The 24,492-nt window shown below is 65.3% G+C and carries 27 protein-coding genes and 1 riboswitch; of the genes, 15 read left to right on the forward strand and 12 right to left on the reverse strand.

Annotated elements, in window-relative coordinates:
• Positions 1–86 precede the first annotated feature (86 nt).
• From ychF to XH87_RS24775, 4 genes are all read right to left on the reverse strand, one after another.
• Positions 87–1,184, reverse strand: a complete 1,098-nt coding sequence (ychF, locus tag XH87_RS24760; protein WP_035710444.1) for a redox-regulated ATPase YchF — start codon at positions 1,182–1,184, stop codon at positions 87–89.
• 5 nt (positions 1,185–1,189) lie between these two features.
• Positions 1,190–1,795, reverse strand: coding sequence for an aminoacyl-tRNA hydrolase (gene pth, locus XH87_RS24765; RefSeq protein ID WP_271589272.1), 606 nt, complete (start codon positions 1,793–1,795; stop codon positions 1,190–1,192).
• Positions 1,796–1,853: 58 nt separating this feature from the next.
• Positions 1,854–2,561, reverse strand: a complete 708-nt coding sequence (locus tag XH87_RS24770; RefSeq protein WP_271589273.1) for a 50S ribosomal protein L25/general stress protein Ctc — start codon at positions 2,559–2,561, stop codon at positions 1,854–1,856.
• A 332-nt stretch (positions 2,562–2,893) separates the two neighbouring features.
• Positions 2,894–3,145 carry an accessory factor UbiK family protein gene (locus tag XH87_RS24775; RefSeq protein ID WP_018648337.1) on the reverse strand — a complete coding sequence of 84 codons (252 nt, stop codon included), beginning with the start codon at positions 3,143–3,145 and terminating at the stop codon, positions 2,894–2,896.
• Positions 3,146–3,343: 198 nt separating this feature from the next.
• Between XH87_RS24775 and lgt the strand changes: the two genes are divergently transcribed.
• The 5 genes from lgt (at position 3,344) to XH87_RS24800 (ending at position 8,073) form a co-directional block, all read left to right on the forward strand.
• On the forward strand, positions 3,344–4,189 hold the full coding sequence (lgt, locus tag XH87_RS24780) for a prolipoprotein diacylglyceryl transferase (RefSeq protein ID WP_035710452.1): 846 nt from the start codon (positions 3,344–3,346) through the stop codon (positions 4,187–4,189).
• A 20-nt stretch (positions 4,190–4,209) separates the two neighbouring features.
• The gene (locus XH87_RS24785) at positions 4,210–5,328 is read left to right on the forward strand and encodes a class I SAM-dependent methyltransferase (protein ID WP_271589274.1); all 1,119 of its coding nucleotides are present in this window, start codon (positions 4,210–4,212) and stop codon (positions 5,326–5,328) included.
• Complete coding sequence (pgeF, locus tag XH87_RS24790; protein WP_035710458.1) at positions 5,325–6,092, forward strand: peptidoglycan editing factor PgeF; 768 nt, start codon at positions 5,325–5,327, stop codon at positions 6,090–6,092. Before XH87_RS24785 ends, pgeF begins: the two co-directional genes overlap by 4 nt.
• Positions 6,093–6,298: 206 nt before the next feature.
• Positions 6,299–6,925 carry a hypothetical protein gene (locus XH87_RS24795; protein WP_158671424.1) on the forward strand — a complete coding sequence of 209 codons (627 nt, stop codon included), beginning with the start codon at positions 6,299–6,301 and terminating at the stop codon, positions 6,923–6,925.
• Positions 6,926–7,119: 194 nt separating this feature from the next.
• Complete coding sequence (locus XH87_RS24800; protein WP_035710467.1) at positions 7,120–8,073, forward strand: ribose-phosphate pyrophosphokinase; 954 nt, start codon at positions 7,120–7,122, stop codon at positions 8,071–8,073.
• A gap of 99 nt (positions 8,074–8,172) precedes the next feature.
• On the opposite strand, the gene XH87_RS24805 is transcribed toward XH87_RS24800, so the two are convergent.
• Positions 8,173–8,748, reverse strand: a complete 576-nt coding sequence (locus tag XH87_RS24805; RefSeq protein WP_158671426.1) for a 6,7-dimethyl-8-ribityllumazine synthase — start codon at positions 8,746–8,748, stop codon at positions 8,173–8,175.
• 78 nt (positions 8,749–8,826) lie between these two features.
• Positions 8,827–8,985, reverse strand: a riboswitch (FMN riboswitch).
• A gap of 438 nt (positions 8,986–9,423) precedes the next feature.
• Between XH87_RS24805 and XH87_RS24810 the strand changes: the two genes are divergently transcribed.
• Entirely contained in the window at positions 9,424–9,924 is a 501-nt protein-coding gene (locus XH87_RS24810; RefSeq protein ID WP_271523143.1) for a YbjN domain-containing protein, read from the forward strand.
• A gap of 148 nt (positions 9,925–10,072) precedes the next feature.
• Positions 10,073–10,948 (forward strand): pyrroline-5-carboxylate reductase, encoded by an 876-nt coding sequence (proC, locus tag XH87_RS24815; RefSeq protein ID WP_271589742.1) that lies wholly within the window; start codon positions 10,073–10,075, stop codon positions 10,946–10,948.
• A gap of 14 nt (positions 10,949–10,962) precedes the next feature.
• Here the strand turns inward: proC and XH87_RS24820 are convergent, their stop codons facing one another.
• From XH87_RS24820 to XH87_RS24835, 4 genes are all read right to left on the reverse strand, one after another.
• The gene (locus tag XH87_RS24820; RefSeq protein ID WP_035710474.1) at positions 10,963–11,355 is read right to left on the reverse strand and encodes a thioesterase family protein; all 393 of its coding nucleotides are present in this window, start codon (positions 11,353–11,355) and stop codon (positions 10,963–10,965) included.
• Between the two features lie 112 nt (positions 11,356–11,467).
• Positions 11,468–11,722, reverse strand: coding sequence for a tautomerase family protein (locus tag XH87_RS24825; RefSeq protein ID WP_081492500.1), 255 nt, complete (start codon positions 11,720–11,722; stop codon positions 11,468–11,470).
• 55 nt (positions 11,723–11,777) lie between these two features.
• On the reverse strand, positions 11,778–13,298 hold the full coding sequence (hisS, locus tag XH87_RS24830; RefSeq protein WP_271589275.1) for a histidine--tRNA ligase: 1,521 nt from the start codon (positions 13,296–13,298) through the stop codon (positions 11,778–11,780).
• Between the two features lie 190 nt (positions 13,299–13,488).
• Entirely contained in the window at positions 13,489–14,571 is a 1,083-nt protein-coding gene (locus XH87_RS24835) for a branched-chain amino acid aminotransferase (RefSeq protein WP_271589276.1), read from the reverse strand.
• A gap of 316 nt (positions 14,572–14,887) precedes the next feature.
• Here XH87_RS24835 and XH87_RS24840 point away from each other — a divergent pair, with 316 nt between their 5' ends.
• The 3 genes from XH87_RS24840 to XH87_RS24850 are packed head-to-tail and all read left to right on the forward strand — an operon-like array spanning position 14,888 to position 17,565.
• Positions 14,888–15,430, forward strand: coding sequence for a MarR family winged helix-turn-helix transcriptional regulator (locus tag XH87_RS24840; protein ID WP_442868301.1), 543 nt, complete (start codon positions 14,888–14,890; stop codon positions 15,428–15,430).
• Positions 15,427–16,158 (forward strand): response regulator, encoded by a 732-nt coding sequence (locus XH87_RS24845; protein WP_035710486.1) that lies wholly within the window; start codon positions 15,427–15,429, stop codon positions 16,156–16,158. The genes XH87_RS24840 and XH87_RS24845 overlap by 4 nt, the downstream gene beginning before the upstream one ends.
• Before the next feature lie 18 nt (positions 16,159–16,176).
• Entirely contained in the window at positions 16,177–17,565 is a 1,389-nt protein-coding gene (locus XH87_RS24850; protein WP_035710488.1) for an ATP-binding protein, read from the forward strand.
• A 28-nt stretch (positions 17,566–17,593) separates the two neighbouring features.
• On the opposite strand, the gene XH87_RS24855 is transcribed toward XH87_RS24850, so the two are convergent.
• Positions 17,594–18,124, reverse strand: coding sequence for a DUF3617 domain-containing protein (locus XH87_RS24855; protein WP_035710489.1), 531 nt, complete (start codon positions 18,122–18,124; stop codon positions 17,594–17,596).
• Between the two features lie 44 nt (positions 18,125–18,168).
• Complete coding sequence (locus tag XH87_RS24860; protein ID WP_271589278.1) at positions 18,169–18,462, reverse strand: hypothetical protein; 294 nt, start codon at positions 18,460–18,462, stop codon at positions 18,169–18,171.
• Positions 18,463–18,645: 183 nt separating this feature from the next.
• Here XH87_RS24860 and XH87_RS24865 point away from each other — a divergent pair, with 183 nt between their 5' ends.
• From XH87_RS24865 to XH87_RS24880, 4 genes are all read left to right on the forward strand, one after another.
• Positions 18,646–19,107, forward strand: coding sequence for a hypothetical protein (locus XH87_RS24865; protein WP_442868302.1), 462 nt, complete (start codon positions 18,646–18,648; stop codon positions 19,105–19,107).
• A gap of 133 nt (positions 19,108–19,240) precedes the next feature.
• A complete protein-coding gene (locus XH87_RS24870) occupies positions 19,241–19,933 on the forward strand; it encodes a ribonuclease T2 family protein (protein WP_035710494.1) in 693 nt (230 codons plus the stop codon).
• 157 nt (positions 19,934–20,090) lie between these two features.
• Entirely contained in the window at positions 20,091–20,951 is an 861-nt protein-coding gene (locus XH87_RS24875; protein ID WP_271589279.1) for a 23S rRNA (adenine(2030)-N(6))-methyltransferase RlmJ, read from the forward strand.
• 265 nt (positions 20,952–21,216) lie between these two features.
• A complete protein-coding gene (locus XH87_RS24880) occupies positions 21,217–21,432 on the forward strand; it encodes a cold-shock protein (RefSeq protein ID WP_008544396.1) in 216 nt (71 codons plus the stop codon).
• Between the two features lie 98 nt (positions 21,433–21,530).
• Here the strand turns inward: XH87_RS24880 and XH87_RS24885 are convergent, their stop codons facing one another.
• A complete protein-coding gene (locus XH87_RS24885; protein ID WP_271589280.1) occupies positions 21,531–22,154 on the reverse strand; it encodes an outer membrane protein in 624 nt (207 codons plus the stop codon).
• Between the two features lie 251 nt (positions 22,155–22,405).
• Here XH87_RS24885 and uvrC point away from each other — a divergent pair, with 251 nt between their 5' ends.
• A complete protein-coding gene (uvrC, locus tag XH87_RS24890; protein ID WP_271589281.1) occupies positions 22,406–24,475 on the forward strand; it encodes an excinuclease ABC subunit UvrC in 2,070 nt (689 codons plus the stop codon).
• Positions 24,476–24,492 lie beyond the last annotated feature (17 nt).

Raw genomic sequence — 24,492 nt, forward strand, 5'->3', positions numbered from 1 at the left:
CGCCGTCATTCCGGGGCGCGCGAAGCGCGAACCCGGAATCTCGAGATTCCGGGTCTGGTCCTTCGGACCATCCCGGAATGACAATTCTACGTATTGAACCTGAAATGCATCACGTCGCCGTCGGCGACGACGTATTCCTTGCCTTCGAGGCGGAGCTTGCCGGCGTCGCGCGCACCGGCTTCGCCGCCGAACGCGACGTAGTCCTCATACGCAATGGTCTCGGCGCGGATGAAGCCTTTCTCGAAGTCGGTGTGGATCACGCCCGCCGCGGCCGGCGCCTTGGTGCCGCGATGGATGGTCCAGGCGCGCGCTTCCTTCGGGCCGATGGTGAAGTAGGTGATGAGGTCGAGCAGCGTGTAGCCTGCGCGGATCAGGCGGTCGAGACCGGCCTCCTCCAAGCCCAGCGTCTCCAGGAAGTCGGCACGCTCCTCGCGTGAAATGGTGGCGATCTCGGATTCGATCTTTGCCGAGATGACGACGGCGACGGCACCTTCCTTGGCGGCCTGCTCCTGCACGGCCTTCGAGAACGAATTGCCCGTCGCGGCCGAGCCTTCCTCGACGTTGCAGACGTAGAGTACGGGCTTGGACGACAGCAAGCCGAGCATGCCGAAGGCGCGCTCCTCCTCCGGCTTGCGCTCGACGAGGCGCGCGGGCTTGCCCTCTCGCAGCAGCACCAGGGTGCGGCCCACGAGGTCGAGCTGCTCCTTGGCGTCCTTGTCGTTGCCCTTGGCCTTCTTGGTGAGATTGTCGACGCGCTTCTCGAGGCTGTCGAGGTCGGCGAGCATCAGCTCGGTCTCGATGGTCTCGATGTCGGCGAGCGGGGCGATCTTGCCCTCGACATGGGTGATGTCGGAATCCTCGAAGCAGCGCACCACATGGGCGATGGCGTCAACCTCGCGGATATTGGCGAGGAACTGGTTGCCGAGGCCTTCGCCCTTGGAGGCGCCGCGCACGAGGCCCGCGATGTCGACGAAGGTCAGTCGCGTCGGAATGATCTGACCGGACTTGGCGATGGCGGCGAGCTTCTCCAGCCGCGGATCGGGCACGGCGACCTCGCCGACATTCGGCTCGATGGTGCAGAACGGATAGTTCGCAGCCTGCGCCGCGGCCGTCTCGGTCAGCGCATTGAACAAGGTCGACTTGCCGACATTGGGCAACCCGACGATCCCGCATTTGAATCCCACCAGCGTTATTCCTTGCCGTTGTCGTCCTTGGTCAAAAATCCCTTCGCCTGCATGGCGAGATGCACCCTGTTGGCGAAGGTCGCGTCCGTGCCCTTGGCAAGCAGCGCGGCGTGCTCGGCGACAGCGTCGCAGAGAGTCGCCACCCATTCATTGTCGGCCTTGGCGAAGTCCGACAGCACGTGGCCGTGCACCAGTTCCTTGACGCCGGGATGACCGATGCCGAGCCGGACCCGGCGGTAATCGTTGCCGATATGCGCCGAGATCGAGCGCAGGCCGTTGTGACCGGCGATGCCGCCGCCGATCTTCACCCGCACCTTGCCCGGCGGCAGCTCGAGCTCGTCATGGAACACGGTGACGTCGCCCTCGGCGATCTTGAAGAAGCTCGCGGCTTCCTGAACGCTGCGGCCGGACTCGTTCATGTAGGTCGTGGGCTTGAGCAGGATCACGCGCTCAGATCCGAGCGTGCCCTCCGAGGTCTCGCCCTGAAAGCGGCGGCGCCATGGTGCGAAACCATGACGCCGCGCAATCTCTTCGACGGCCATGAAGCCGATATTGTGCCGGTTACGTGCGTATTTCGCGCCGGGATTGCCGAGCCCAACAAAGAGTCGCATGACGCGGCGCGCCCCTCGCTCGGCGCGCGATCAGGGACCGCGCGCCAGCCTTGAGAGATTACTTCTTCTTGTCGCCGGCGGGAGCCTTGGCAGCAGCCGCCGGAGCGGCCGCGGCCGGAGCCGCAGCGCCAGCCGCCGGAGCTGCCGCAGCAGAGCCAGGAGCCGCAGCCGCAGCGGCGGCCTTCTGCTCTTCGGCGTAGCCGGAAGGCGGCACGATGGTGACGAGGGTCGCGTCCTCGCGGGTCAGCGCCTTCACGCCGGCCGGCAGCTTGACGTCCGACAGATGCAGCGAGTGACCGATTTCGAGCGAGCCGACATCGGCCTCGATGTACTGCGGAATGCTCTCGACACCGCATTCGAGCTCGATCGCATGGGCGACGATGTTGACGGTGCCGCCACGCTTCACGCCGGGCGAGCCTTCGGCCTTCACCACGTGCAAGGGCACGCTGATGCGGATGGTGGCGCCTTCGCCGAGCCGCATGAAGTCGACGTGAATCGGGAAATCCTTGACCGGATCGAGGTGGTAGTCCCGCGGAATCACGCGGTGCTTCTTGCCCTCGAGGTCGATGTCGACCAGCGTGGTCAGGAACCGGCCGGCCAGGATGCGCTGGCGCAGTTCACGATCTTCAATCGAGATCGTCACCGGGGGCTGGTTGTTGCCGTAGATCACTCCGGGCACTCTGCCGGCGCGACGCTCAGCCCGGGCGGCCCCCTTGCCGCTCTTCGGACGTGCGGTCGCCTTCAATTCCTTGACGGTCGTCGCCATGTCGTTAAGTCCTTGTTTTTGCAAAAGTTAATGGGCCGCAAGGCGGCCCATGGCATCATCCGCAGCAGGCCTCCAGGGGTGCGGGGGCCGCGAACGTGGCGGGCTTTTACCCGGAAGATGCGGAAATGACAAGGAGAATGGGCTGACGGCCCCGGGGTCCTGCCCTACCCTCCCCTGGAGGGGGAGGGTCGGCTCACATTGAGCGTAGCGAAATGTAAGACGGGGTGGGGTGATCTCTCCCCACGGGCACTATTCGACGCGGAGAGACTGTCACCCCACCCCGCTCGCGCTACGCGCGATCGACCCTCCCCCTCCAGGGGAGGGTAAGAGCCCTACCCGCCCAGCTTCGCCTCCAGCGCTGCAATCCGCGCCTTCAGGGCCTCGTTCTCCTCGCGCGCGAGGCGCGCCATGTCCTTGACCGCCTCGAACTCCTCGCGCTTGACGAGGTCCATGTCGCGCAGGAATTTTTCCGCCTGAGTGCGCATCACCGTATCGAACTCGCGCTTGACACCCTGGGCAGCACCGGCGGCGTCATTCATCAGCCGGCCGATCTCGTCGAAAAACCGGTTGCTGGTCTGGGTCATTTCGGCCTCCGATAAACTTTGCGCGAACTCTCGAAAAGACAATGGCAATCCGGATCGAACGGTTCAAGGGCCGATCGCCGGTATCCTTGTCATGAACCGGTTTCCTTGCAATCGTATTCAACGTGCCTGCATAAGAAGAATCACACGGCGTCTGCCGGTGCTCCTTCGCCGCAATCTCGTCCAGACATAGAAGGCGCGATGCCCTTTCTGCTGATCGACTTTCCCGCCTTCAAGCCGATCGCGATCGAGATCGGTCCGTTCGCGATCCGCTGGTATGCGCTGGCCTATATCTGCGGCATCGTGTTCGGCTGGCTCTATGCGCGCTCGCTCCTGAAGAACGAGCGCCTGTGGGGCGGACCGGCGCCAATCTCGCTGGTGCAGGTCGACGACTTCATCCTGTGGGTCACGCTCGGCATCATCCTCGGCGGCCGCACCGGCTACGTGCTGTTCTACAATCTGCCCTTCTTCATCGATCATCCCGCCGCGATCTTCAAATTGTGGGAGGGCGGCATGTCGTTCCATGGCGGCTTCCTCGGCTGCGTCGTCGCGGTGATGTGGTTCGCCTATCGGGGCGGCATCTCGATCCTGTCGCTCGGCGACATCACCACCGCCGTCGCCCCGGTCGGGCTGCTGCTCGGACGGATCGCCAACTTCATCAACGGCGAATTGTGGGGCCGCGCCACGGACGCGAGTCTGCCCTGGGCGATGATCTTCCCCAACGATCCGACGCAGCTGCCCCGCCATCCGAGCCAACTTTACGAAGCGGGCATGGAGGGCATCCTGCTGTTCACGGTGCTCGCCATCATGATCCGCTTCGGCGCGCTGAAGCGCCCCGGAATGATCCTCGGCGCCTTCATCCTGATCTACGGCCTGACCCGCATCGCCGGCGAGCATTTCCGCGAGCCGGACGTCCAGCTCGGTTTCCTCTGGGGCGGATTAACCATGGGCATGCTGTTGTCGATCCCGATGCTTATCGTTGGCACCCTACTTATCGTATGGGCTGTCAGGCGGGGGGCGCCGAAGCGCCTCCAGACCATTCGTTAGTTCATTTCGAGAAGGCAGCCGTGACCGACACGCCGCTCCTCAACGAGATCAAGGCGCTGATCAAATCCTCAGGCCCGATGCCGGTCTGGCGATACATGGAACTGTGCCTGATGCATCCGCGCTACGGCTATTACGTCTCGCGCGATCCGCTCGGGCGCGAGGGCGACTTCACCACCGCCCCCGAAGTCAGCCAGATGTTCGGCGAACTCCTGGGACTGTGGACCGCCTCGGTCTGGAAGCAGATGGGCTCGCCGCAATTGCTGCGGCTGATCGAACTCGGCCCCGGCCGCGGCACCATGATGGCAGATGCGCTGCGTGCATTGCGCGTGCTGCCGCCACTCTACCAGGCGCTCCAGATCCACCTGGTCGAGGTCAATCCGGTCCTGCGGGAACGGCAGAGTGCGACGCTGTCGGCCATCCGCAACATCGTCTGGCACGACCGCATCGACGAGGTGCCGGAAGGCCCCAGCATCATCCTCGCCAACGAATATTTCGACGTGCTGCCGGTCCACCAGATGGTCCGCTACGAGAACGGCTGGCACGAGCGCGTGATCGAGATCGATACCGACGGCAGGCTTCAGTTCGGCGCAGCACCCGAGCCGACGCCACGCTTCGAGGTTCTGCTGCCACCGTTGGTGCGCGCCGCACCGGTCGGCGCCGTGTTCGAGTGGCGGCCGGACGGCGAGATCATGAAGCTCGCCACGCGCGTGCGCGACCAGGACGGCGCGGCCCTGATCATCGACTACGGCCATCTGCGCAGCGATGCCGGCGACACATTTCAGGCGATCGCGCGCCACACCTTCGCCGATCCCTTGAAGGCGCCGGGTCAGGCCGATGTCACCGCCCACGTCGACTTCCAGGCGCTGGCGCGCGCGGCCGAGGATGTCGGCGCCCGCGTGCACGGCCCGGTGACGCAAGGCGACTTCCTCAAGCGTATCGGCATCGACACCCGCGCCGCCGCCTTGATGCAGAAGGCGACGCCCGAAGTCGCCACCGATATTTCGGTCGCGCTCAACCGCCTGACCGATACCGGACGCGGCGGCATGGGTTCGATGTTCAAGGTGCTCGGCATCTCCGAGCCGCGGCTGACGGGCCTTGCCGGCCTCAGCGACCTCGAACAGGCTGGAGAGACCTCATGACGCTTGCTTCGTCGCTGCTGTCGGCCGTGCCCGGCCTGCGCCACGCCTTCTTCACCCGCGAGGGCGGCGTCTCCAGCGGCATCTATTCCGCGCTGAACGGCGGGCTCGGCTCCAACGACGATCAGACCCTCGTTGCGGAGAACCGCCGCCGCATGGCCGAGCATGTCGGCGTCGCGCCCGGGCGCTTCCTCAGCCTGCACCAGGTTCATTCGCCCGACGTGCGCGTGGCTGATGCGCCCTGGCCGAACGGGCCGCGGCCGAAGGGCGATGCGCTGGTGACGAAGACGCCCGGCATCGCGCTCGGCGTCTCCACCGCCGATTGCGGGCCGGTGCTGTTCGTCGATCCCAATGCGCGCGTGATCGGCGGCGCGCATGCCGGCTGGAAGGGCGCGCTGACCGGCGTGCTGGAAGCGACGATCTCGGCGATGGAGGAGCTCGGCGCAACGCGCGGCGGCATCATCGCCGCGATCGGCCCCCTGATCCGGCAGGAGAGCTACGAGGTCGGCAACGAATTCGTGACGCGTTTCATCGAGGCGGACGCCGACAACGCCATGTTCTTCATCCCATCCGTGCGCGAGGGCCATGCGATGTTCGATCTCGCCGGCTTCATCCGCAAGCGGCTGGAAGCCGCCGGCATCCTGATGATCGAAGATCTCGGGCTCGACACCTACGCCGATGAGCGTTTCTTCAGCTATCGCCGCTCGGTGCATCGCAAGGAGCCGGATTACGGCCGGCACGTTCACGCCATCGCGCTGGAAGGGTGAACACAACAGCAACCTTTTCGATCGTCATTCCGGGACTCGCGTAGCGAAAGCCCCGGTGCGCACTTGCGCACCTGAGAATCTCGAGATTCCGGGTTCGATGCTTGCGCATCGCCCCGGAATGACGGGCGGGTAGACGCGATGACGACGGTATGTGTCGCCGCTGCCCTAGACCTTAATCGATTTTAACGATATCGCTGCCCTCCATAATGAGGGATGCGTCATTCATCTTTGGCCGCGCGGGTTCGCGCGTGCTGGCGGTCATGCTGCTCGCGGCGGCGACCGTGCTGGCCGGCTGCGCCGGCGGCAACGCACCGGGCAATTCCTATGCGATGGCGCCGAGCGGTGGCAGCGGTGCGACGGTGGCGTTCGAATCCATCGACGGCCCGCCGCCGCAGGTGTTCGACCGCATGGTCGGGGTGCTCGACAGCGAATCCAAGCTGCGCAGCCTGTCCGTGGTCTCCCGCGAGGGGACGGCTGCCTATCGCGTGCGCAGCTATCTCTCCGCCCAAGTGGTGCGCGGCAAGACCGTGATCGCCTGGGTCTGGGACGTCTACGACGCCAACCAGCAGCGGGCGCTGCGCCTCTCGGGCGAGGAACCGACTTCGGCCAAGGGCGGCCGCGACGCGACACGTGATGCTTGGGCGGCTGCTGACGACCTCGTGCTGCGGAGGATCGCCCAGGCCGGATTCAGCGGACTTTCCAACATGATCAACGGAACGCCGGATGCGCCCGGCGCAGCTCCCACCTTGCGGGGACCGGCCGTGGCGAGCGCGTTTCCGGCCGCGCCGAGACCCGACATGACGACCTCGGCCCTCGGCTATGCCGAGCGATAACCCCCGCTCAACCACGGCCTCAAGTTGCGGCCAAGCCGTTGGCCCGACTCAGGATTTTCAAAGGGAAAACGTAGCATCCCGGGTTGCCATTGCAGCCTCCGGCCTGATATTTCCTCGCCCGTCGTAACCGTGCTTCCAGTGGGTATTTTCTGATGTTGAACGTCGTATCCAGCAAAGCGCGGGAGGAAGCGTCCATGTCGGCCAAGAACGGCTCCATCAAGCTCGTCGCCGGCAACTCCAATCCGGCTCTCGCACAGGCCATCGCGCAGGGCCTCGACCTGCCGTTGACCAAGGCGGTGGTGCGGCGCTTCGCCGACATGGAAATCTTCGTCGAGATCCAGGAGAACGTCCGCGGCTCGGATGCCTTCATCATCCAGTCGACCTCGTTCCCGGCGAACGACCATCTGATGGAGCTGTTGATCATCACCGACGCGCTGCGCCGCTCCTCGGCGCGCCGCATCACTGCGGTGCTGCCCTATTTCGGCTATGCAAGACAGGACCGCAAATCGGGCTCGCGCACGCCGATCTCGGCCAAGCTCGTCGCCAATCTGATCACGCAGGCCGGCGTCGACCGCGTGATGACGCTCGACCTGCATGCCGGACAGATCCAGGGCTTCTTCGACATCCCCACCGACAATCTCTACGCGGCGCCGCTGATGGTGCGCGACATCAAGGAGAGGTTCGATCTCTCCAAGGTGATGGTGATCTCGCCCGACGTCGGCGGCGTGGCCCGCGCGCGCGGCCTTGCCAAGCGCATCAACACCCCGCTCGCGATCGTCGACAAGCGGCGCGAGCGTCCGGGCGAGTCCGAGGTCATGAACGTGATCGGTGACGTCGCCGGATACACCTGTATCCTCGTCGACGACATCGTGGACTCCGGCGGCACGCTGGTGAACGCGGCCGACGCGCTGATCGCCAAGGGCGCCAAGGACGTCTACGCCTACATCACCCACGGCGTGCTCTCCGGCGGCGCGGCCGCCCGCATTGCGGGCTCGCGGCTGAAGGAGCTCGTGATCACCGACTCGATCCTGCCGACGGATGCCGTGACCAAGGCGCCGAACATCCGCACGCTGCCGATCGCCAGCCTGATCTCGGACGCAATCGCGCGCACCGCCGCGGAAGAGTCGGTGTCGAGCCTGTTCGACTAGCCATTGACGTCATTCCGGGGCTCGCGAAGCGAGAACTCCGGTGCGCAAGTGCGCACCATCGTTCGGCGCTCATGCGCCGCCCCGGAATGACTTTGCGGGCTACCCCACGATCCCCGCCGCGACCTGGCCGCGCAGTCGCTCCAGGCCGTGCAGCGTTTTGGCGCAGGCCTCGGCCACCTCGACGCCCTTGATCGCAAAGTGCTTGCGGAAGAAGTCGTAGTGCACCTCGGTCTCGTGGAATTGCTGCGGCGTGAGCACGGCCGAGAACACCGGCACCTCGGTGCGGAGCTGCACGTCCATCAGTGCCTTGATGACGGTGTCCGCGACGAACTCGTGGCGGTAGATGCCGCCGTCGACGACGAGACCGGCGGCAACGATCGCGGTGTAGCGCCGCGTCTTGGCAAGGACCTGCGCATGCAGCGGGATCTCGAACGATCCCGGCACCTCGAACACGTCAACATGGGTCAGGTGCCGCGCTTCCGCCTCCTTCATGAAGGCGATGCGCGCCTCTTCGACCACGTCGTGGTGCCAGCAGGCCTGCACGAAGGCCACCCGCTGCGGCTTGGCGAAGCGCGGATGCTCCGGCACCGGGTCTTGTGGAACCGGCGGCTGGGTGGGGTGAGACGTTTCGGCTTTGGAAGTTTCGGTTTGGGGATCTTGCAACATCTGATTCATGGCTTTCCTCGGTTTAAGGACCAGAATCAGGGCACACGGCACGACAAACAGCCGCATCCTCTCGATGCGCCTGCCACCGACCGTTCTCTTTCATCCGGACTTTGACCGTCGGCTTCGGAGTTGCACCGAATCTGCTGACCCTTCCGCTCGGGATAACCCTCTCGGAAGGCGCTCGCGGGCTTAGGCCTTTCGGCCCTTACCGCCGGTGGGGACTTTCACCCCGCCCTGAGAACATCGACCGTCCGGGATGAACGGCCTGCCGGGAAATATGCCGCCGGCGAGCAGTCGCGGCAAGCGCGTTCCGCATGGGCAAAGCGCATGGTCCCATGCCAGGTTTGAGGTCCTCCTGGCGGTCCGGCCCTCGCCGGGCGGATCTGACGGAGCCCCTCGTGAATCTGATTCCGGTTTGTTCTCCTCGATCTGGGATTGTGACCTCCAACGTTAAGAATTGTGGCGGAGATCAGCTGTGGACGAACGAGTCCTGGCTTGTGGACGGACTCGGGACCCCGTTGCGCAGATTCCGCAAATCACATCACTTGATCCGCGATGAGCCCCGCGCCGATCCGAGGGATCGCAAGGGCAAGTCCGAGGGACGCCGTAGCGACGTTTAGGGAGCGCGCCGGGCCCAACCGCGTGCGTATCAAGGACAACAAAAAGGCAAGAGGTCGAGACGGCATGTCCCTGCTCGAAAGCGCTATCGATTCCAGAAGCCATCCGCTCGCGGTGGTCGAGGACATCGCCGCCAGCAACAACTGGCCGTTCGAACGCTCCGGCGAAGACGAACTCACGATTGTCTCCAAGGGACAATGGACCGACTACCAGCTCTCCTTCACCTGGATGGGCGAGATCGAGGCGCTGCATCTGGCCTGCGCATTCGACATGAAGATTCCGCTGTCGCGGCGAAGCGAGGTGCAGCGGCTCGTCGCCGCCGTCAACGAGCAGCTGTGGGTCGGCCATTTCGATCTGTGGACCAACACCGGCATGATCATGCACCGCCAGGCCCTGGTGCTTCCGGGCGGCCTCACCGCCTCGACCGCGCAATGCGAAGTCATGCTCGCCGGCGCCATTCACGCCTGCGAACGTTACTTCCCGGCGTTCCAATTCGTGGTGTGGGCCGGCAAGACCACCGCGCAGGCCATGGACGCTGCGATGTTCGACACTGTCGGAGAGGCCTAAGGCCTCTCATGACATGGGGGAGCCGTAGCTCTCTCCACGATGTCGTCCCGGACGAGCGCAGCGACGATCCGGGACCCAGACCGCGTGATGCCTCTTGTGGCACACGGCTTGTTGCCAACACCGTCATCCGTTAAGACCGCTGGTGATTATGGGTCCCTGCGTTCGCAGGGACGACAGCGAGTTTGTGGTGACGACCGTGGCAAACAACAGCACGCTTCAAAACATCACGGGCACCATCCTGCTCGCCGGCGCCGGCAAGATGGGCGGTGCGATGCTGACCGGATGGCTGGCGGGCGGGCTCGATCCGCGCTGTGTCGCGGTGGTCGATCCGTTCATCTCGCCCGAGATCTCCGCGCTTGCCGCCAAGGGCGTCGCGCTCAATCCCGACGTGACGACCGCCGGCCCCGTCGAGACCCTGGTCGTCGCGGTGAAGCCGCAGATGTTCCGCGAGGCCGGCGCCAGGCTGAAGCCGTTCGTGTCGGACAAGACCTCGGTGGTCTCGATCATGGCGGGCACCACGATCGCCTCGCTCGAGGAGGTCTGCGGCGGTGCCGTGGTGCGCGCGATGCCGAACACGCCGGCCGCGATTGGCCGTGGCATCACCGTGGCTGTCGCGGCGAAGAACGTCAGCGCGGATCAGCGCGCGGTGGCCGATGCATTGCTGCGCGCCACCGGCGCGGTGGAATGGGTCGAGGACGAAGGCCTGATGGACGCAGTGACGGCCGTCTCCGGCTCCGGCCCGGCCTACGTATTCCTGCTCGCCGAGGAACTCGCCCGCGCCGGCGTGGAAGCCGGATTGCCCGAGTCGCTCGCGACGAAGCTCGCCCGCGAGACCGTCGCCGGCTCGGGCGAGCTGCTACATCAGTCGGATCTTCCGTCGAGCACGCTGCGCCAGAACGTCACCTCGCCCGGCGGCACCACGGCTGCGGCGCTCGGCGTGCTGATGGGCGAGCCGGGCCTGCGCGATCTGATGATCCGCGCCATCGCCGCGGCGACGCAGCGGTCGAGGGAATTGGCGAAGTAAACAGGTGGCGCGCGCTACGCACCCAGCCGCTTGTTGAACATCTCGACATTGACGAGCCCGCGCGCGTGGCGGCCCTCGCCGAGCTTGCGCGTGCCCTCGAAGGCCTCGACCTCGAAGCGGATGACGCGGCGCTCGACCGCAACCACTTTGGCCGTCGTCCGCACCGTCGCGCCGACCAGCGCCGCTGCGAGATGGCGAATGTCGACCTCGGTGCCGACCGTGACCCAGCCCGGCTGAAGCACAGCGCGGATTGCATCGCCCGCCGTCATCTCCATCTCGAGGATCATCATCGGCGTCGCATAAACAAAAGGCATGCCGGGCACGAAATGCCCGACCGTGCGCTCCACTGGGACCACCAGCGTGCGCTCGGCGCTCATGCCGATTGTGATGAAGTCGCGTGCGTCCATGGTGCCTGCTCGTCATTCCGGGGCGCACGAAGCGCGAACCCGGAATCCAGAAGTTTCTGGCTCGAGATTCCGGGTTCAGCCCTGCGGGCTGCCCCGGAATGACGCTAACGCGTCACTTCTTCGCGGCCGCCGCGCGTTCCACAAACGTCTTGCCGCCCTTCATCTTGTGGCGGAGCGGAGCTTCGTTGATCTGGATGACGACGGCATCGGCATCGACGCCGAGATTCTTCACCAGCGCCTGGGTGATGTCGCGCATCATGCCGGCCTTCTGCTCGTCGGTGCGGCCTTCGGCCATGCTGATGGTGATCTCAGGCATCGTTGTCTCCCTGCTGCTGCCGTCACGGCCGGGCTTTTCCCGGCCATTCATCATTTGAAAGATGGATGCGCGGGTCAAGGCCACGCATGACGAATGGAGCGAATGGCTAGCCCCAGCTCACGTCATGGCGCGCCAGCACCTCGCGCACCTTGGCGACGAGATCGGCTTCGCTGCACGAGAACTGCGCCGGACGGGTCTCGCGCCATTCCTGGTTGGAGGCGATCGCGGCGGCCGCCTTCGCGCCCTCGATCAAATCCTTGACCTGCACCTCACCGCGCGCCTTTTCATCCGAGCCCTGGATGATGACGCAAGGCGAGTTGCGGCGGTCGGCATATTTGAGCTGGTTGCCCATGTTCCTGGGATTGCCGAGATAGAGCTCGGCGCGGATGCCGGCGGTGCGCAAGCTTGCCACCATCTTCTGGTAGTCGGCGACGCGGTCGCGGTCGAACACGGTGACGACGACGGGGCCGAACTCCGGCCGCGTATCCAGCTTGCCGAGCAGCGTCAGCGCAGCCTGCAAGCGCGACACGCCGATCGAGAAACCGGTCGCCGGCACCGGCTCGCCGCGGAAGCGCGAGACGAGGCCGTCGTAGCGCCCGCCGCCACCGACCGAGCCGAACCGCACCGGGCGGCCCTTCTCGTCCTTGGCGTCGAGCAGGAGTTCGACCTCGTAGACGGGGCCGGTGTAGTATTCGAGACCGCGGACGACGGAGGGATCGATCTTGATACGATCCGCACCGTAACCCGAGGCAGCAACCAGCTTGGCGATCTCATCCAATTCGCTCACGCCGGCCTGACCAATCTCGCTCTTGGCGAGGTAAGTTTCTGCCGCAGCAACGGCCTCTTTCCAATCGTCGCGCGGCTTGGTGATGGCGAGAACAACGTCAGCTTCCGCCGCGCTCAGGTTGGCGCCCTTCGTGAAGTCGCCCTTGCCTTCTTCACCGCCGTCCCATCGTCCGGGACCGAGCAGCTTGCGCACTTCGTCGGTGGAGAACTTGTCGAGCTTGTCGATCGCGCGCAGCACGGTCAGCCTGCGGCCTGCGTTCTCGTCACCGGCGAGCCCAATGGCTTCCAGAACTCCGTCGAGCACCTTGCGGTTGTTCACCTTCACGACGTACTGGCCGCGCGCGATGCCGAGCGCTTCCATCGTGTCCGCCGCCATCATGCAGATCTCGGCGTCGGCCGCGGGCGTTGCCGAGCCGACCGTGTCGGCGTCGAACTGCATGAACTGGCGGAAGCGGCCGGGGCCTGGCTTCTCGTTGCGGAAGACATAGCCGACGCGGTAGCTGCGGTAGGGCAGGACCAGACCGTCGGTGCCGTAGCGCTCGCCGACATAGCGCGCCAGCGGCGCGGTCAGGTCGTAGCGCAGGCTGATCCACTGCTCGTCGTCGTCCTGGAACGAGAATACGCCCTCGTTCGGACGATCCTGGTCGGGCAGGAATTTTCCGAGCGCGTCGGTGTATTCCATCGCCGGCGTCTCCACCGGCTCGAAGCCGTAGAGCTCGTAGACGGCGCGGATCTTCTCGACCATCTCGCGCGTCGCCCGGATCGCCGCGGGATCGCGATCCTCGAGCCCGCGCGGCAGGCGCGCCTTCAGTTTCTGGGGTTTCTTGGGTTTCTCGGCCATGCGCGGCGTTTACCAGCCGGGGCGCGGGGCGGCAACCGGGGTGTTCTCATCGTGTCAGATACCAGCCGGCGTTCCCCGGATGCAGCGCAGCGCGCCGCCTCTTGGCGGCGTGCTGCGCTGCTGATCCGGGGTCCAGCCACTAGCACTCTGGGTCCCGGCTCGCGCTTTGCGCGTCCGGGACACGAGAGCCTCAAAGCACCTTGCGGATCCAGTTGTGCGGATCGTTGGTGCGGCCGTACTGGATGTCGACGAGCTGCTTGCGCAGGCCCATGGCGACGGGACCGGCGGCGCCGCCCGAGATCTCGAAATCGCCGCTCACCGAGCGCACCTTGCCGATCGGCGAGATCACGGCCGCGGTGCCGCAAGCGAAGGCTTCCTTGAGCCGGCCGCTCGCCGCATCCTTGCGCCACTGGTCGAGCGAGTACGGCTCCTCACGCACGGTCTTGCCGGCATCGCGGGCGAGCGTGATGATGGAATCGCGGGTGATGCCCGGCAGGATGGTGCCCAGCGGCGGCGTCGAAAGCGAGCCGTCGTCGAACACGAAGAACACGTTCATGCCGCCGAGCTCCTCGATGTAGCGGCGCTCGACCGCATCGAGGAAGACGACCTGATCGCAGCCGTGCTGGATCGCCTCGGCCTGGGCGCGCAGGCTCGCGGCGTAGTTGCCGCCGCACTTGACTGCGCCGGTGCCGCCGATCGCGGCGCGCGTGTAGTTCTCGGACACCCAGATCGACACCGGCGCTGGCCCGCCCTTGAAGTAGGAGCCGACCGGCGAGGCGATGACGGAAAAGATGTATTCCGATGACGGCTTGACTCCGAGGAAGGTCTCGCTCGCGATCATGAAGGGGCGCAGGTAAAGGCTGCCCTCGCCGCCCGGAATCCAGGCGCGGTCGATGCGCACGACCTGCTCCACCGCCTCGATGAAGACGTCTTCCGGAAGCTGGGCCATTGCCATGCGGTCGGCCGAGTCCCTGAAGCGCCGCGCGTTGGCATCGGGACGGAACAGGTTCACCCCGCCGTCGTCGCGCTTGTAGGCCTTCAGGCCCTCGAAGATTTCCTGGGCGTAGTGCAGGACGGCGCCGGCCGGATCCAGCGGGAAGTTGGCGCGTGCCTCGATCCGCGCCTCATACCAGCCGCCCCTGGCCTGGTTGTAGCGAACGATCGCCATGTGATCGGTGAAGACCCGTCCGAAGCCGGGGTCCACCAGCTTGGCGACGCGGTCCTTCTCGGGGGTCGGATTGGATGCGGGCTGGATGTCGAATGTCATGCTCATGTTCCTTGCCTCCCGCTGCCGGTGGCGGCGCTGTTCTGGCGCCCGCCTTGCCCGCTTCGGGGCCCGGCTGGCTTGATTGGTTTCCGCCGGACCACCGCCAGCCTTGTTACGGCCGGTTTCCGTGGCCAGCATGTCATCGAGGACATGCTTTTGCGGAAGGCGGAAGTCCAGTATGTTTTGTCGAAATGCCGCTCGACAATCGTCGTCGCCTGCCCGGCTCTCTCCGGCCACCTTGCTCCGATCCACCCGACGCGAAGCGATCTAAAATTTCGTGTAGGGCGATCGTTTTGTAACATTGAACCCAATATACGTCAATATGCCTGACATAAATTTCGCAACTTCCTCTCACGACGCTGCCGAGCCCAAGCCCGCCGCAGACGGCGGAGGCAATTTGCGCTGGGATATCATCGAGCTGCTGTTCTTCGCCTATCGCGACTTCGTCGGCGATCCCGATCAGGAGCTGGAGGCGTTCGGCTTCGGCCGCGCCCACCACCGGGTCATGCATTTCGTCTACCGCTATCCCGGCCTCAAGGTCGCCGACCTGCTCGACGTCCTGCGCATCACCAAACAGTCGCTCGGCCGGGTGCTCAAGCAGCTCCTGGACGAGGGCTATATCGTGCAGAAGACCGGCGACAATGACCGCCGCCAGCGCCTGCTCTACGCCACAGCGAAGGGCGAGGCGCTGGTGCAGAAGCTCGCCGGGCTCCAGACCACGCGGATCACCAAGGCGCTCGCGGAGATGGCTCCGCAGGACGCCGAGACCGTGAAGCGCTTCCTGCGCGCGATGATCGACCGCGACGATCCGGACAAGGTGCTCGAGACGATCTTCGCTTCCGTCAACCACGACGCCAAGGAGTGACCGTGCCGCTCGCTGCCACGCTCGCCCGCCCGCCGGTGCAACCCGCCGACGATGCCCCGCATCTGCTGCTGGTCGACGACGACCGCCGCATCCGCGATCTGCTCTCGCGCTTTCTCGCCAGTGAAGGCTACCGCGTCACCACCGCGGCGAGCGCCGGCGATGCACGCTCGAAACTGCTGGGCCTGCATTTCGATCTCCTGATCCTCGACGTCATGATGCCCGGCGAGACCGGCTTCGATCTTGCCCGCTTCATCCGGACCTCTTCCTCGGTGCCGATCGTGATGCTGACGGCGCGTCATGAAGCGGAGGCGCGCATCGAGGGCTTGCAGATCGGCGCCGACGATTACGTGGCAAAGCCGTTCGAGCCGCGCGAGCTTGCGCTACGCATCAACAACATCCTCAAGCGCGCCGCGCCGCCGCAGCAGGCCGCGACCGTGGAGAAAATTGCCTTCGGCCCCTACGTCTACCATCTCGAGCGCGGCGAATTGCGCCAGGGCGAGGAGGTCATCCACCTCACCGACCGCGAGCGCGAGATGCTGCGGATTCTCTCGGAAACACCGGGCGAGACCGTGCCGCGCAGCGCACTCACCGGCAACGGCAGCGTCAACGAGCGCGCCGTCGACGTGCAGATCAACCGCCTCAGGCGCAAGATTGAGACCGACCCCGCCAATCCGCTGTTCCTCCAGGCGGTGCGCGGCATCGGCTACCGGCTGGTGGCCTCGCCATAGATCAGTGAAGCGCGACCGATGAGCACGATCGATACCGGCCTGACGCTTCTGAAGAGCGCCGCCGGGCGCGTCTCCGCCGCCAATGGCTGGATGGGCAACGCGTTCAAGGGCTGGATGCCGACCGGCCTCTACGCCCGCGCGCTCCTCATCATGATCGTGCCGATGGTGGTGCTGCAATCGGTCGTCGCTTTCGTGTTCATGGAGCGGCACTGGAACACGGTGACGCGCCGGTTGTCGGCTGCGGTGGTGCAGGACATCGCCGCGCTGATCGACGTCTACAAGGGCTATCCGCAGGACAAGGATCGCGACCAGATCCGCCGCATCGCCCAGCAGCGCCTCGGCCTCGTCGTCGACTTCCTGCCCGCCGGCGATATGCCGCCGCCGGGACCGAAGCCGTTCTTCTCGCTGCTCGACCAGACGCTGTCGGTACAGCTCGGCCGCCAGATCGGGCGCTCGTTCTGGATCGATACCGTCGGCCGTTCCAATCTCGTCGAGATTCGCATCCAGCTCGACGATGCCGTGATGCGCGTGTTCGCGCAGCGCAGCGCCGCCTATGCCTCCAATTCGGAGATCTTCCTGTTCTGGATGGTCGGCACGTCCTCCATCCTCTTGATCGTCGCGGTGCTGTTCCTGCGCAACCAGATCAAGCCGATCCTGCGCCTTGCTGACGCCGCCGAGAGTTTCGGCAAGGGCCGCGAGGCGCCGAACTTCAGGCCGCGCGGCGCGCGCGAGGTGCGGCGCGCGGCGGTCGCCTTCCTCGAGATGAAATCGCGGATCGAGCGCACAATGGAGCAGCGCACCGCGATGCTCGCCGGCGTCAGCCACGATCTGCGCACCATCCTGACCCGCTTCAAGCTCGAGCTCGCGCTGATCGGCGACAGCCCCGAGCTCGAGGGCATGCGCAAGGATGTCGACGAGATGTCGATGATGCTGGAGGATTACCTCGCCTTCGCCCGCGGCGATTCCGGCGAGCAGTCGCAGCCGACCGACATGGCCCAGGCCCTCGAAGAGTTGCGCAGCGATGCCGAACGCCACGGCCACAACGCGACCGTCGCATTCCACGGCCTGCCCGTGGTGACGGTGAAGCCGGCCTCGTTCAAGCGCTGCCTCGCCAACCTCATCACCAACGCGGCGCGCTACGGCAGGAACATCGCCATCACCGGCCAGCGCGATCACCGTTATTTGACCGTCACCATCGACGACGACGGCCCGGGCATTCCCGCTCACTTGCGCGAAGAAGTGTTCAAGCCGTTCCTGCGGCTGGACAACGCGCGCAACCAGGACGAAGGCGGCACCGGCCTTGGCCTTGCCATCGCCCGCGACATCGCCCGCTCCCACGGCGGCGACATCACGCTGGGCGACAGCCCGATGGGTGGATTGAGGGCGAGCGTGAGGATTCCAGTGTAGCGGAATCTACCGCAACAAACTCTCGCGCCTACTTCGGCAGGAGCGCCTTCAGCTTGTCCATGTCGCGCATGTTCATCTTGAAGCCGCCGGGCATCACGATGTCGCCGGGCTTCTGGTCCGGCTTGCAGGCTCCTAACCACCTGGCTTGCAGCGTCATGGTGGTATCGCGGCCGGCCGCGCCGGCGACGCCGCCTTGCGCATGCGAGGTGGTCTTCACCGTATAGGCCGAGTTGAAATCGCCTGATATCTCGGCATGCGACGTCGTGTTTACGCCGGCGACGTTGCACTCGGAGTCGCTGACATAGCCCGTCGCGGTCTTCTTGATATCCTGCTTGGCGCAGATCTGCTTGGCCATCGGGGAGACGTTGTTGCTCATCTCCCTGTCGACGGTCTCGTCGGTGCAGTGCTGCATGGTCATCTCAGGCATGGGCGAGCCTGATGTGACCAGCTTCATTTCCCAAAGACCAGCCTTGCGCACCGGCAGGTCGTCGGCGCCGGCGCTGCCTGCCGACAACGAAAGGCAAAGCGTCGAGCCGAGCAAAGCGAGCTTGCGCGTCATGTGGGAGGCTCCCGGGCCGAGAGTCGCGGCGTGACGACAGCGTCTCAGTAGAGCGTGCGGAGCGGCCGCCCGGCGGCGCCATAGGGCACCCAGCGGCAGGAGAACGAGATGTAACCGCCCTCATAGGCCTGCACTCCAAGAAACTTCACGACCTTGCCATAGCGTGCGCAGTGATCGACCGCGACCTGACGCGCGTCGACCTGGGACGCCATCGAATAGGCGATGATGCCGCCGGTGTCGTTGCCCTTGAACGGCGGTACCGGAAGGATATCGGCGCGCGCCGACTGGCTCGCCATCATACCCAGGGCCAGAAGGCCCGCGGCCGCAATGATTCGCATTCCCGTCACTCCAATTGGTTGGCTCCAGTCTACGGTGCCGAGATGGATGTGAAAAGAACGGAAGCCCCGCCGGCCGCGACCTCGTGCTCAACTCCCGGCGAAGTGTTGCCGCGTTGCACTTGACCTCTTCCGGCCTTCGCGGCACGGTCCGACCTTCGCAAGACCTAGCTGTCTGGATTGACCATGTGCGCCCCCTCCCCGAAATCGCTTCGCTTTGCCGCCGTGCTCGGCCTCATGTTCGGGGCGCTGTCGCTTGGAGAGGCCAGGGCCGCCAATCCGCTTGAGATGAATTTCTGGCTGAGCGGGCCGCGCTATGACGGCAATGTTGTCGATTGCGACAAGGCACTGCCGACGATCGCCACCCAGTTCTGGGAGAAAGAAAGCTCGTTCTGGAATTCCTCGTTGAAGATCACCGGCTTCTCCGCCGTTCGCGAGGTCGCGTTCCGGCCCTGGCAGTCCGACAACATTCCGCGCCGCTATTGCACCGGCGACGCCATGCTCAATGACGGCAAGGTGCGCAAAGTCCACTTCTCGATCGCCGAGGATGCTGGCTTCGCCGGCTATGGCGATGGCGTCGAATGGTGCGTGGTCGGGCTCGATCGCAACTGGGCCTACAACCCGGCCTGCCGCGCCGCCAAGCCCTGATTGGAGAGCCCTGATTGGAAAGCCCTGGTTCGGCCCGATCAAGCGGCCGAACGACCGGCGCCCGAAATTTGTTCTTGAAATGTTCACGTTGCCTGCTAGGCTCGCTTGCACAGTCTAGTTGAGGGGCGTCGCCATGTTTCATTCCAGATTGCGTTCGTTCTCCCGTCTTGTGATCTCACTCACCCTTGCCGCCGGGGTGGCGTCGCTCGCCGGCGGCGCCAAGGCCCAGGACAAGCGGCAGAACGCGCCGGGCGAGTTCGACTTCTATGTGCTGTCGCTGTCGTGGTCGCCCTCGTTCTGCGAGGAGACAGCCGAGCGCGGCGGCCGCTCCCAGATCCAGTGCGGTGGACGCCCCTACGCCTTTGTGGTGCATGGGCTCTGGCCGCAATATGAGAACGGTTTTCCGGAATACTGCCAGCGGCCGGCACCGCGGCTGAATCGCGGCATCGTCTCCTCGATGCTCGACCTGATGCCGGCGCCGGGCCTGATCTTCAACGAGTGGGACAAGCATGGCACCTGCTCGGGGCTCGAGGGCCGCAGCTATTTCGAGACGATCCGCAAGGCGCGCGCCGCGATCAAGATCCCGCCCGAATATCTCGATCTGTCGCAGGCCAAGACCGTGGCGCCGGCAGAGGTCGAGGAGGCCTTCATCAAGGCCAATCCGGGTCTCAGCAGTGCCGCCGTGTCGGTCACCTGCAACCGGACACGGCTCTCCGAGGTCCGCATCTGCCTCAGCAAGGATCTGCAATTCCGCGCCTGCGACGAGATCGAGCGCCGCGCCTGCCGCCGCGAGCAAGTGACGATGCCGCCGATCAGGGGAGGTTGAAGGCACAACACTCTGGTCGTCATTCCAGGGCGGTGCGCGAGCGCCGAACTATGGTGCGCAATTGCGCACCTGAAAATCTCGAGATTCCGGGCTCGCGCTTCGCGCGCCCGGGAACGACGGCAGTTACTTTCGTCTCGCGATGTCGTAACTCTCCGCCATGAACTACCGCCACGCCTTCCACGCCGGCAACTTCGCCGATGTCATCAAGCACATCGTGCTGGCTCGCATCCTCACATATTTGCAGGACAAGCCGGCGGCGTTCCGCGTCATCGACACCCATGCCGGCGCCGGCCTCTACAATCTCGACAGCGACGAGGCGCGCCGGGGCGGCGAATGGCTGACCGGCATTGCGCGGCTGCTGCAGGCGCGCCTGTCGAACGAGACCGCGGCGCTGACCAAGCCCTATCTCGACATCGTCCGCGCCTTCAATCCGAGGGGCGAACTCAAGGCCTATCCGGGTTCGCCGCTGATCGCGCGCGGCCTGCTCAGGCCGCAGGACCGGCTCGTCGCCTGCGAGCTCGAACCGAAGGCGTGGAAAGCGCTGATCGACGTGCTGCGCCGTGACGAACAGGCCCGCGTGGTCGATCTCGACGGCTGGGTGGCGCTGCCGGCCTTCGTGCCGCCGAAGGAGCGGCGCGGCCTCGTGCTGATCGACCCGCCCTTCGAGGCAAAGGACGAGTTCGAGCGGCTCGGCGAAGCCTTCTCGGCGGCCTTCGCGAAATGGCCGACCGGTATCTATGTAATTTGGTATCCGGCCAAGAACCGGCGCGCCACCGACGCGCTTGCCCAAGCGGTCGCCCGGCTCGCAGCTGCAGCAAAACCGCCGGGCAAATGCCTGCGCCTCGAATTCAGCGTCGCGCCGCAAGCCGATGGCGGGGCCCTCACCTCTGCCGGGCTCCTGATCGTCAATCCGCCCTACACGCTGCACGGCGAGCTCAAGACCATCCTGCCCGAGCTGGAAATGCCGCTCGGCCAGGGCGGGGCTGCCAGATTCCGATTGGAGGTGCCCAAGCCTTAAAGCCAAGCCGTAACACTCCGGCATTCTTGGGAAAAATATGCAGGAGCGGTAGTCAATCTGGAGAGAACCGTATTATGCTGTTTGTGTGACTGGCTTTGCGTTCCGCTTCCGCGAATGGTTGCGGCGGAGTGAAGGCCCCAAGAAAGATCCCGCCGGACCGATGAGGTCCGTCCAAGGATGGCCAGCTCCCGGGCTTCGTAAGGCCCGGTCATGTCGTGACGTGAGTCTGCGTCGCGACGGAGGAGCAATGAGGGGGAGTTTCCCGATGGCCATGACGGGAACGGTCAAGTTCTTCAACGGCGAGCGCGGCTACGGCTTCATCAAGCCCGACGACGGCGGCCGCGACGTCTTCGTGCACATTACTGCTGTGGAGCGGGCCGGACTAAAGGACCTTGCGGAAGGACAGCGCATAACTTTTGAAGTCGAACCGGACAAGAAGGGGAAGGGACCGAAGGCGGTCAATCTGGTCATCCTCTCCTAGCGGGCCCGACGCACAACGCTTGGCGCAATATTCGGCGCAAAAAAATCCCGGCCGCGGGCGGCCGGGAGGTTGTTGTCCGGTATTTTCTTCTTCAGCTATCAGAAGCGATAGTTCACGCCTGCGCGCACCACGCTGGCGCTATAGCCGTTTGACACGCCCGTAATTGCGAACTGGCTGGTCGACAGATCGATGTAGAGATATTCGAGCTTGGCGCTCCAGTTCGGCGCGAGTCCCACCTCCGCGCCGGCACCAATGGTCCAGCCTGCGGTGGTGTGCGACTCCGTCCAGCCGAAGGTCTGCCCCCGCAGCTCGCCGAAGGCGAGGCCGGCGGTGCCGTAGAACAGCACGTTGCTGAAGGCATAGCCGGCGCGGCCGCGCAGGGTGCCGAACCACGGATTGGAGAACTTCCACGGCGCGAAGGTGTCGTCGGCGCCGGCGGCCTGGATGTCGCCCTCGACACCGAACACCCACGGGCCGTTCTGGAAATTGTAGCCGGCTTGCACACCGCCAACGAAGCCCGACGGCTTCGAAGGGTTGTTGTCGACCGAGCCCCATTCATAGCCGATGTTGCCGCCGAGATAGGGACCTGCCCAGCTATACGCATTGAGCGGCTGATTGACGGTATAGGGCGCCCGCTGCCCGTAATTGAGATCGGCGGCCTCCGCCGAAACTGTCCAGCCGGCTGCAACCAACGCGGCCGCGCCCACAACGAGCCTCTTCATCACTCACTCCAACGCAACTGCCGCAACCCGTGCGATGCCTGCGCCGCCACGCGAGGCCAGACCGCATGGCTACGGAACCACCACTTTTTCGCGTAAGATTTATCGAGAGTTTTAAGTTAAAGGGCTGTTAAGCCGGGTTACCGTGCTGTTAACAGGCTTAAGCAAGCGTTACCGGGAACTGCGCCGGCCTCCCTGTGCGTGCGCCACGGCCGGAACTTCAAATCGGCACCCCCAGCGCCTAAATTCGCACCATGGTTCACGATTCCCCCGACAATCCGGACAACGCAGGTGCGCGCAAACCGGTGCACGTCACCGCGCCGGACGCCCCGCCCCAGGGGACGGAAATGGCGCCGCCGGACCTCGATCCCGCCAGCTCAGGCGGCGACGACGAGGACGATGCGCGGCTGCCGGATATCCTGGAAGAGAACGGCGCCGTCGGCGAGGGCCTGCTGGCAACCGGCCATGAGGCGATCGAGCGCGCGGTCCGGCTCGCCCCCACCTCGCCCGGCGTCTATCGCATGCTCAATGCGAATGCCGACGTGCTCTATGTCGGCAAGGCCAAGAACGTCAAAAAGCGCCTCTCCAGTTATGCACGCCAGAGTGCGCCGCTTCCGGCCCGCATCCTGCGCATGATCGCCGCCACGGTTACCGTGGAGATCGTCTCGACCAACACCGAGACCGAGGCGCTGCTGCTGGAAGCCAACCTGATCAAGCAGCTGCGGCCACGTTTCAACGTGCAGCTGCGCGACGACAAGTCGTTCCCCTACATCCTGATCACCGGCGACCATTGGGCGCCGCAGATCCTGAAACATCGCGGCGCGCAGACCCGGCCCGGGCGCTATTTCGGCCCGTTCGCCTCGGCGGGTGCCGTGAACCGCACCATCACCGCGCTGCAGCGCGCGTTCCTGATCCGCTCCTGCACCGATTCCTTCTTCGAAAGCCGCACCCGGCCCTGCCTGCTCTACCAGATCCGCCGCTGCGCAGGTCCCTGCACCCGCGAGATCGACTTCCCCGGCTACACAACGCTGGTGCGCGAGGCGACCGACTTCCTGTCGGGCAAGAGCCATGCGGTGAAGCAGGAGCTTGCCGGCGAGATGGAGAAGGCGGCCAGTGAGCTCGAATTCGAGCGCGCCGCGCTCTACCGCGACCGCCTCGCCGCACTGTCGGCGATCCAGTCGCAGCAGGGCATCAATCCGCGCACGGTGGAAGAAGCCGACGTGTTCGCCATCCACCAGGAGGGCGGTTTCTCCTGCGTCGAGGTGTTCTTCTTCCGCACCGGCCAGAACTGGGGCAACCGCGCCTATTTCCCGCGCGCGGAAAAGACCTTTACGCCGGAAGAAGTGCTCGGCTCGTTCCTCGCCCAGTTCTACGACGACAAGCCGCCGCCGAGGAACATCCTGCTCTCGCATGAGATCGAGGAGAGCGAGTTGCTCGCCAACGCGCTGTCGATCAAGGCCGGCCACAAGGTCGAGGTCGCAGCGCCCAAGCGCGGCGAGAAGAAGGAGCTGGTCACCCACGCGCTGACCAATGCGCGCGAGGCGCTCGGCCGCAAGCTCGCGGATACCGCGACGCAGAGCCGCCTGCTGGATGCCATGGCCGCGACGCTGGACCTGCCGCACCCGCCCAAGCGCATCGAGGTCTACGACAACAGCCACATCCAGGGCACCAATGCGGTCGGCGCCATGATCGTCGCCGGTCCCGACGGCTTCGTGAAGAACCAGTACCGCAAGTTCAACATCAAGTCGGAAGGGATCACGCCCGGCGACGACTTCGCCATGATGCGCGAGGTGCTGGAGCGCCGCTTCAAGCGCCTGATCAACCCGCCCGAGGACGCCGGCACCAAGGCCAAGGACGACGACTTCCCGCAATGGCCCGACCTCGTGATCATCGACGGCGGCCGCGGGCAGCTCAATGCCGTCCGCGAGATCTTTGCCAATCTCGGCCTGAACCAGGTGTCGCTGATGTCGGTCGCCAAGGGGCCGGACCGGGATGCCGGCCGCGAGACCCTGTTCATGCCGGAACGCGAGGCCATCAAGCTCGAGCCGCGCGATCCCGTGCTCTATTTCATCCAGCGCCTGCGCGACGAGGCCCACCGCTTTGTCATCGGCTCGCACCGCAAGCTGCGCAAGAAGGACATCCGCGAGGCCGGTTTGCAGGAGATTCCGGGTATCGGCCCGTCACGCAAACGTGCCCTGCTGCATCATTTCGGCACCCTGAAGGAGATTGAACGAGCCTCGATCGCCGATCTCGGCAAGGTTCCAGGGGTGAGCGCCGAGAGCGCGCGCAGGATTTTCGAGTATTTCCATCCCCAGACGGGGTGAACTAAAGGGGACCCAAG

This window comes from Bradyrhizobium sp. CCBAU 53415, from assembly GCF_028128735.1.
GTDB lineage: Bacteria > Pseudomonadota > Alphaproteobacteria > Rhizobiales > Xanthobacteraceae > Bradyrhizobium.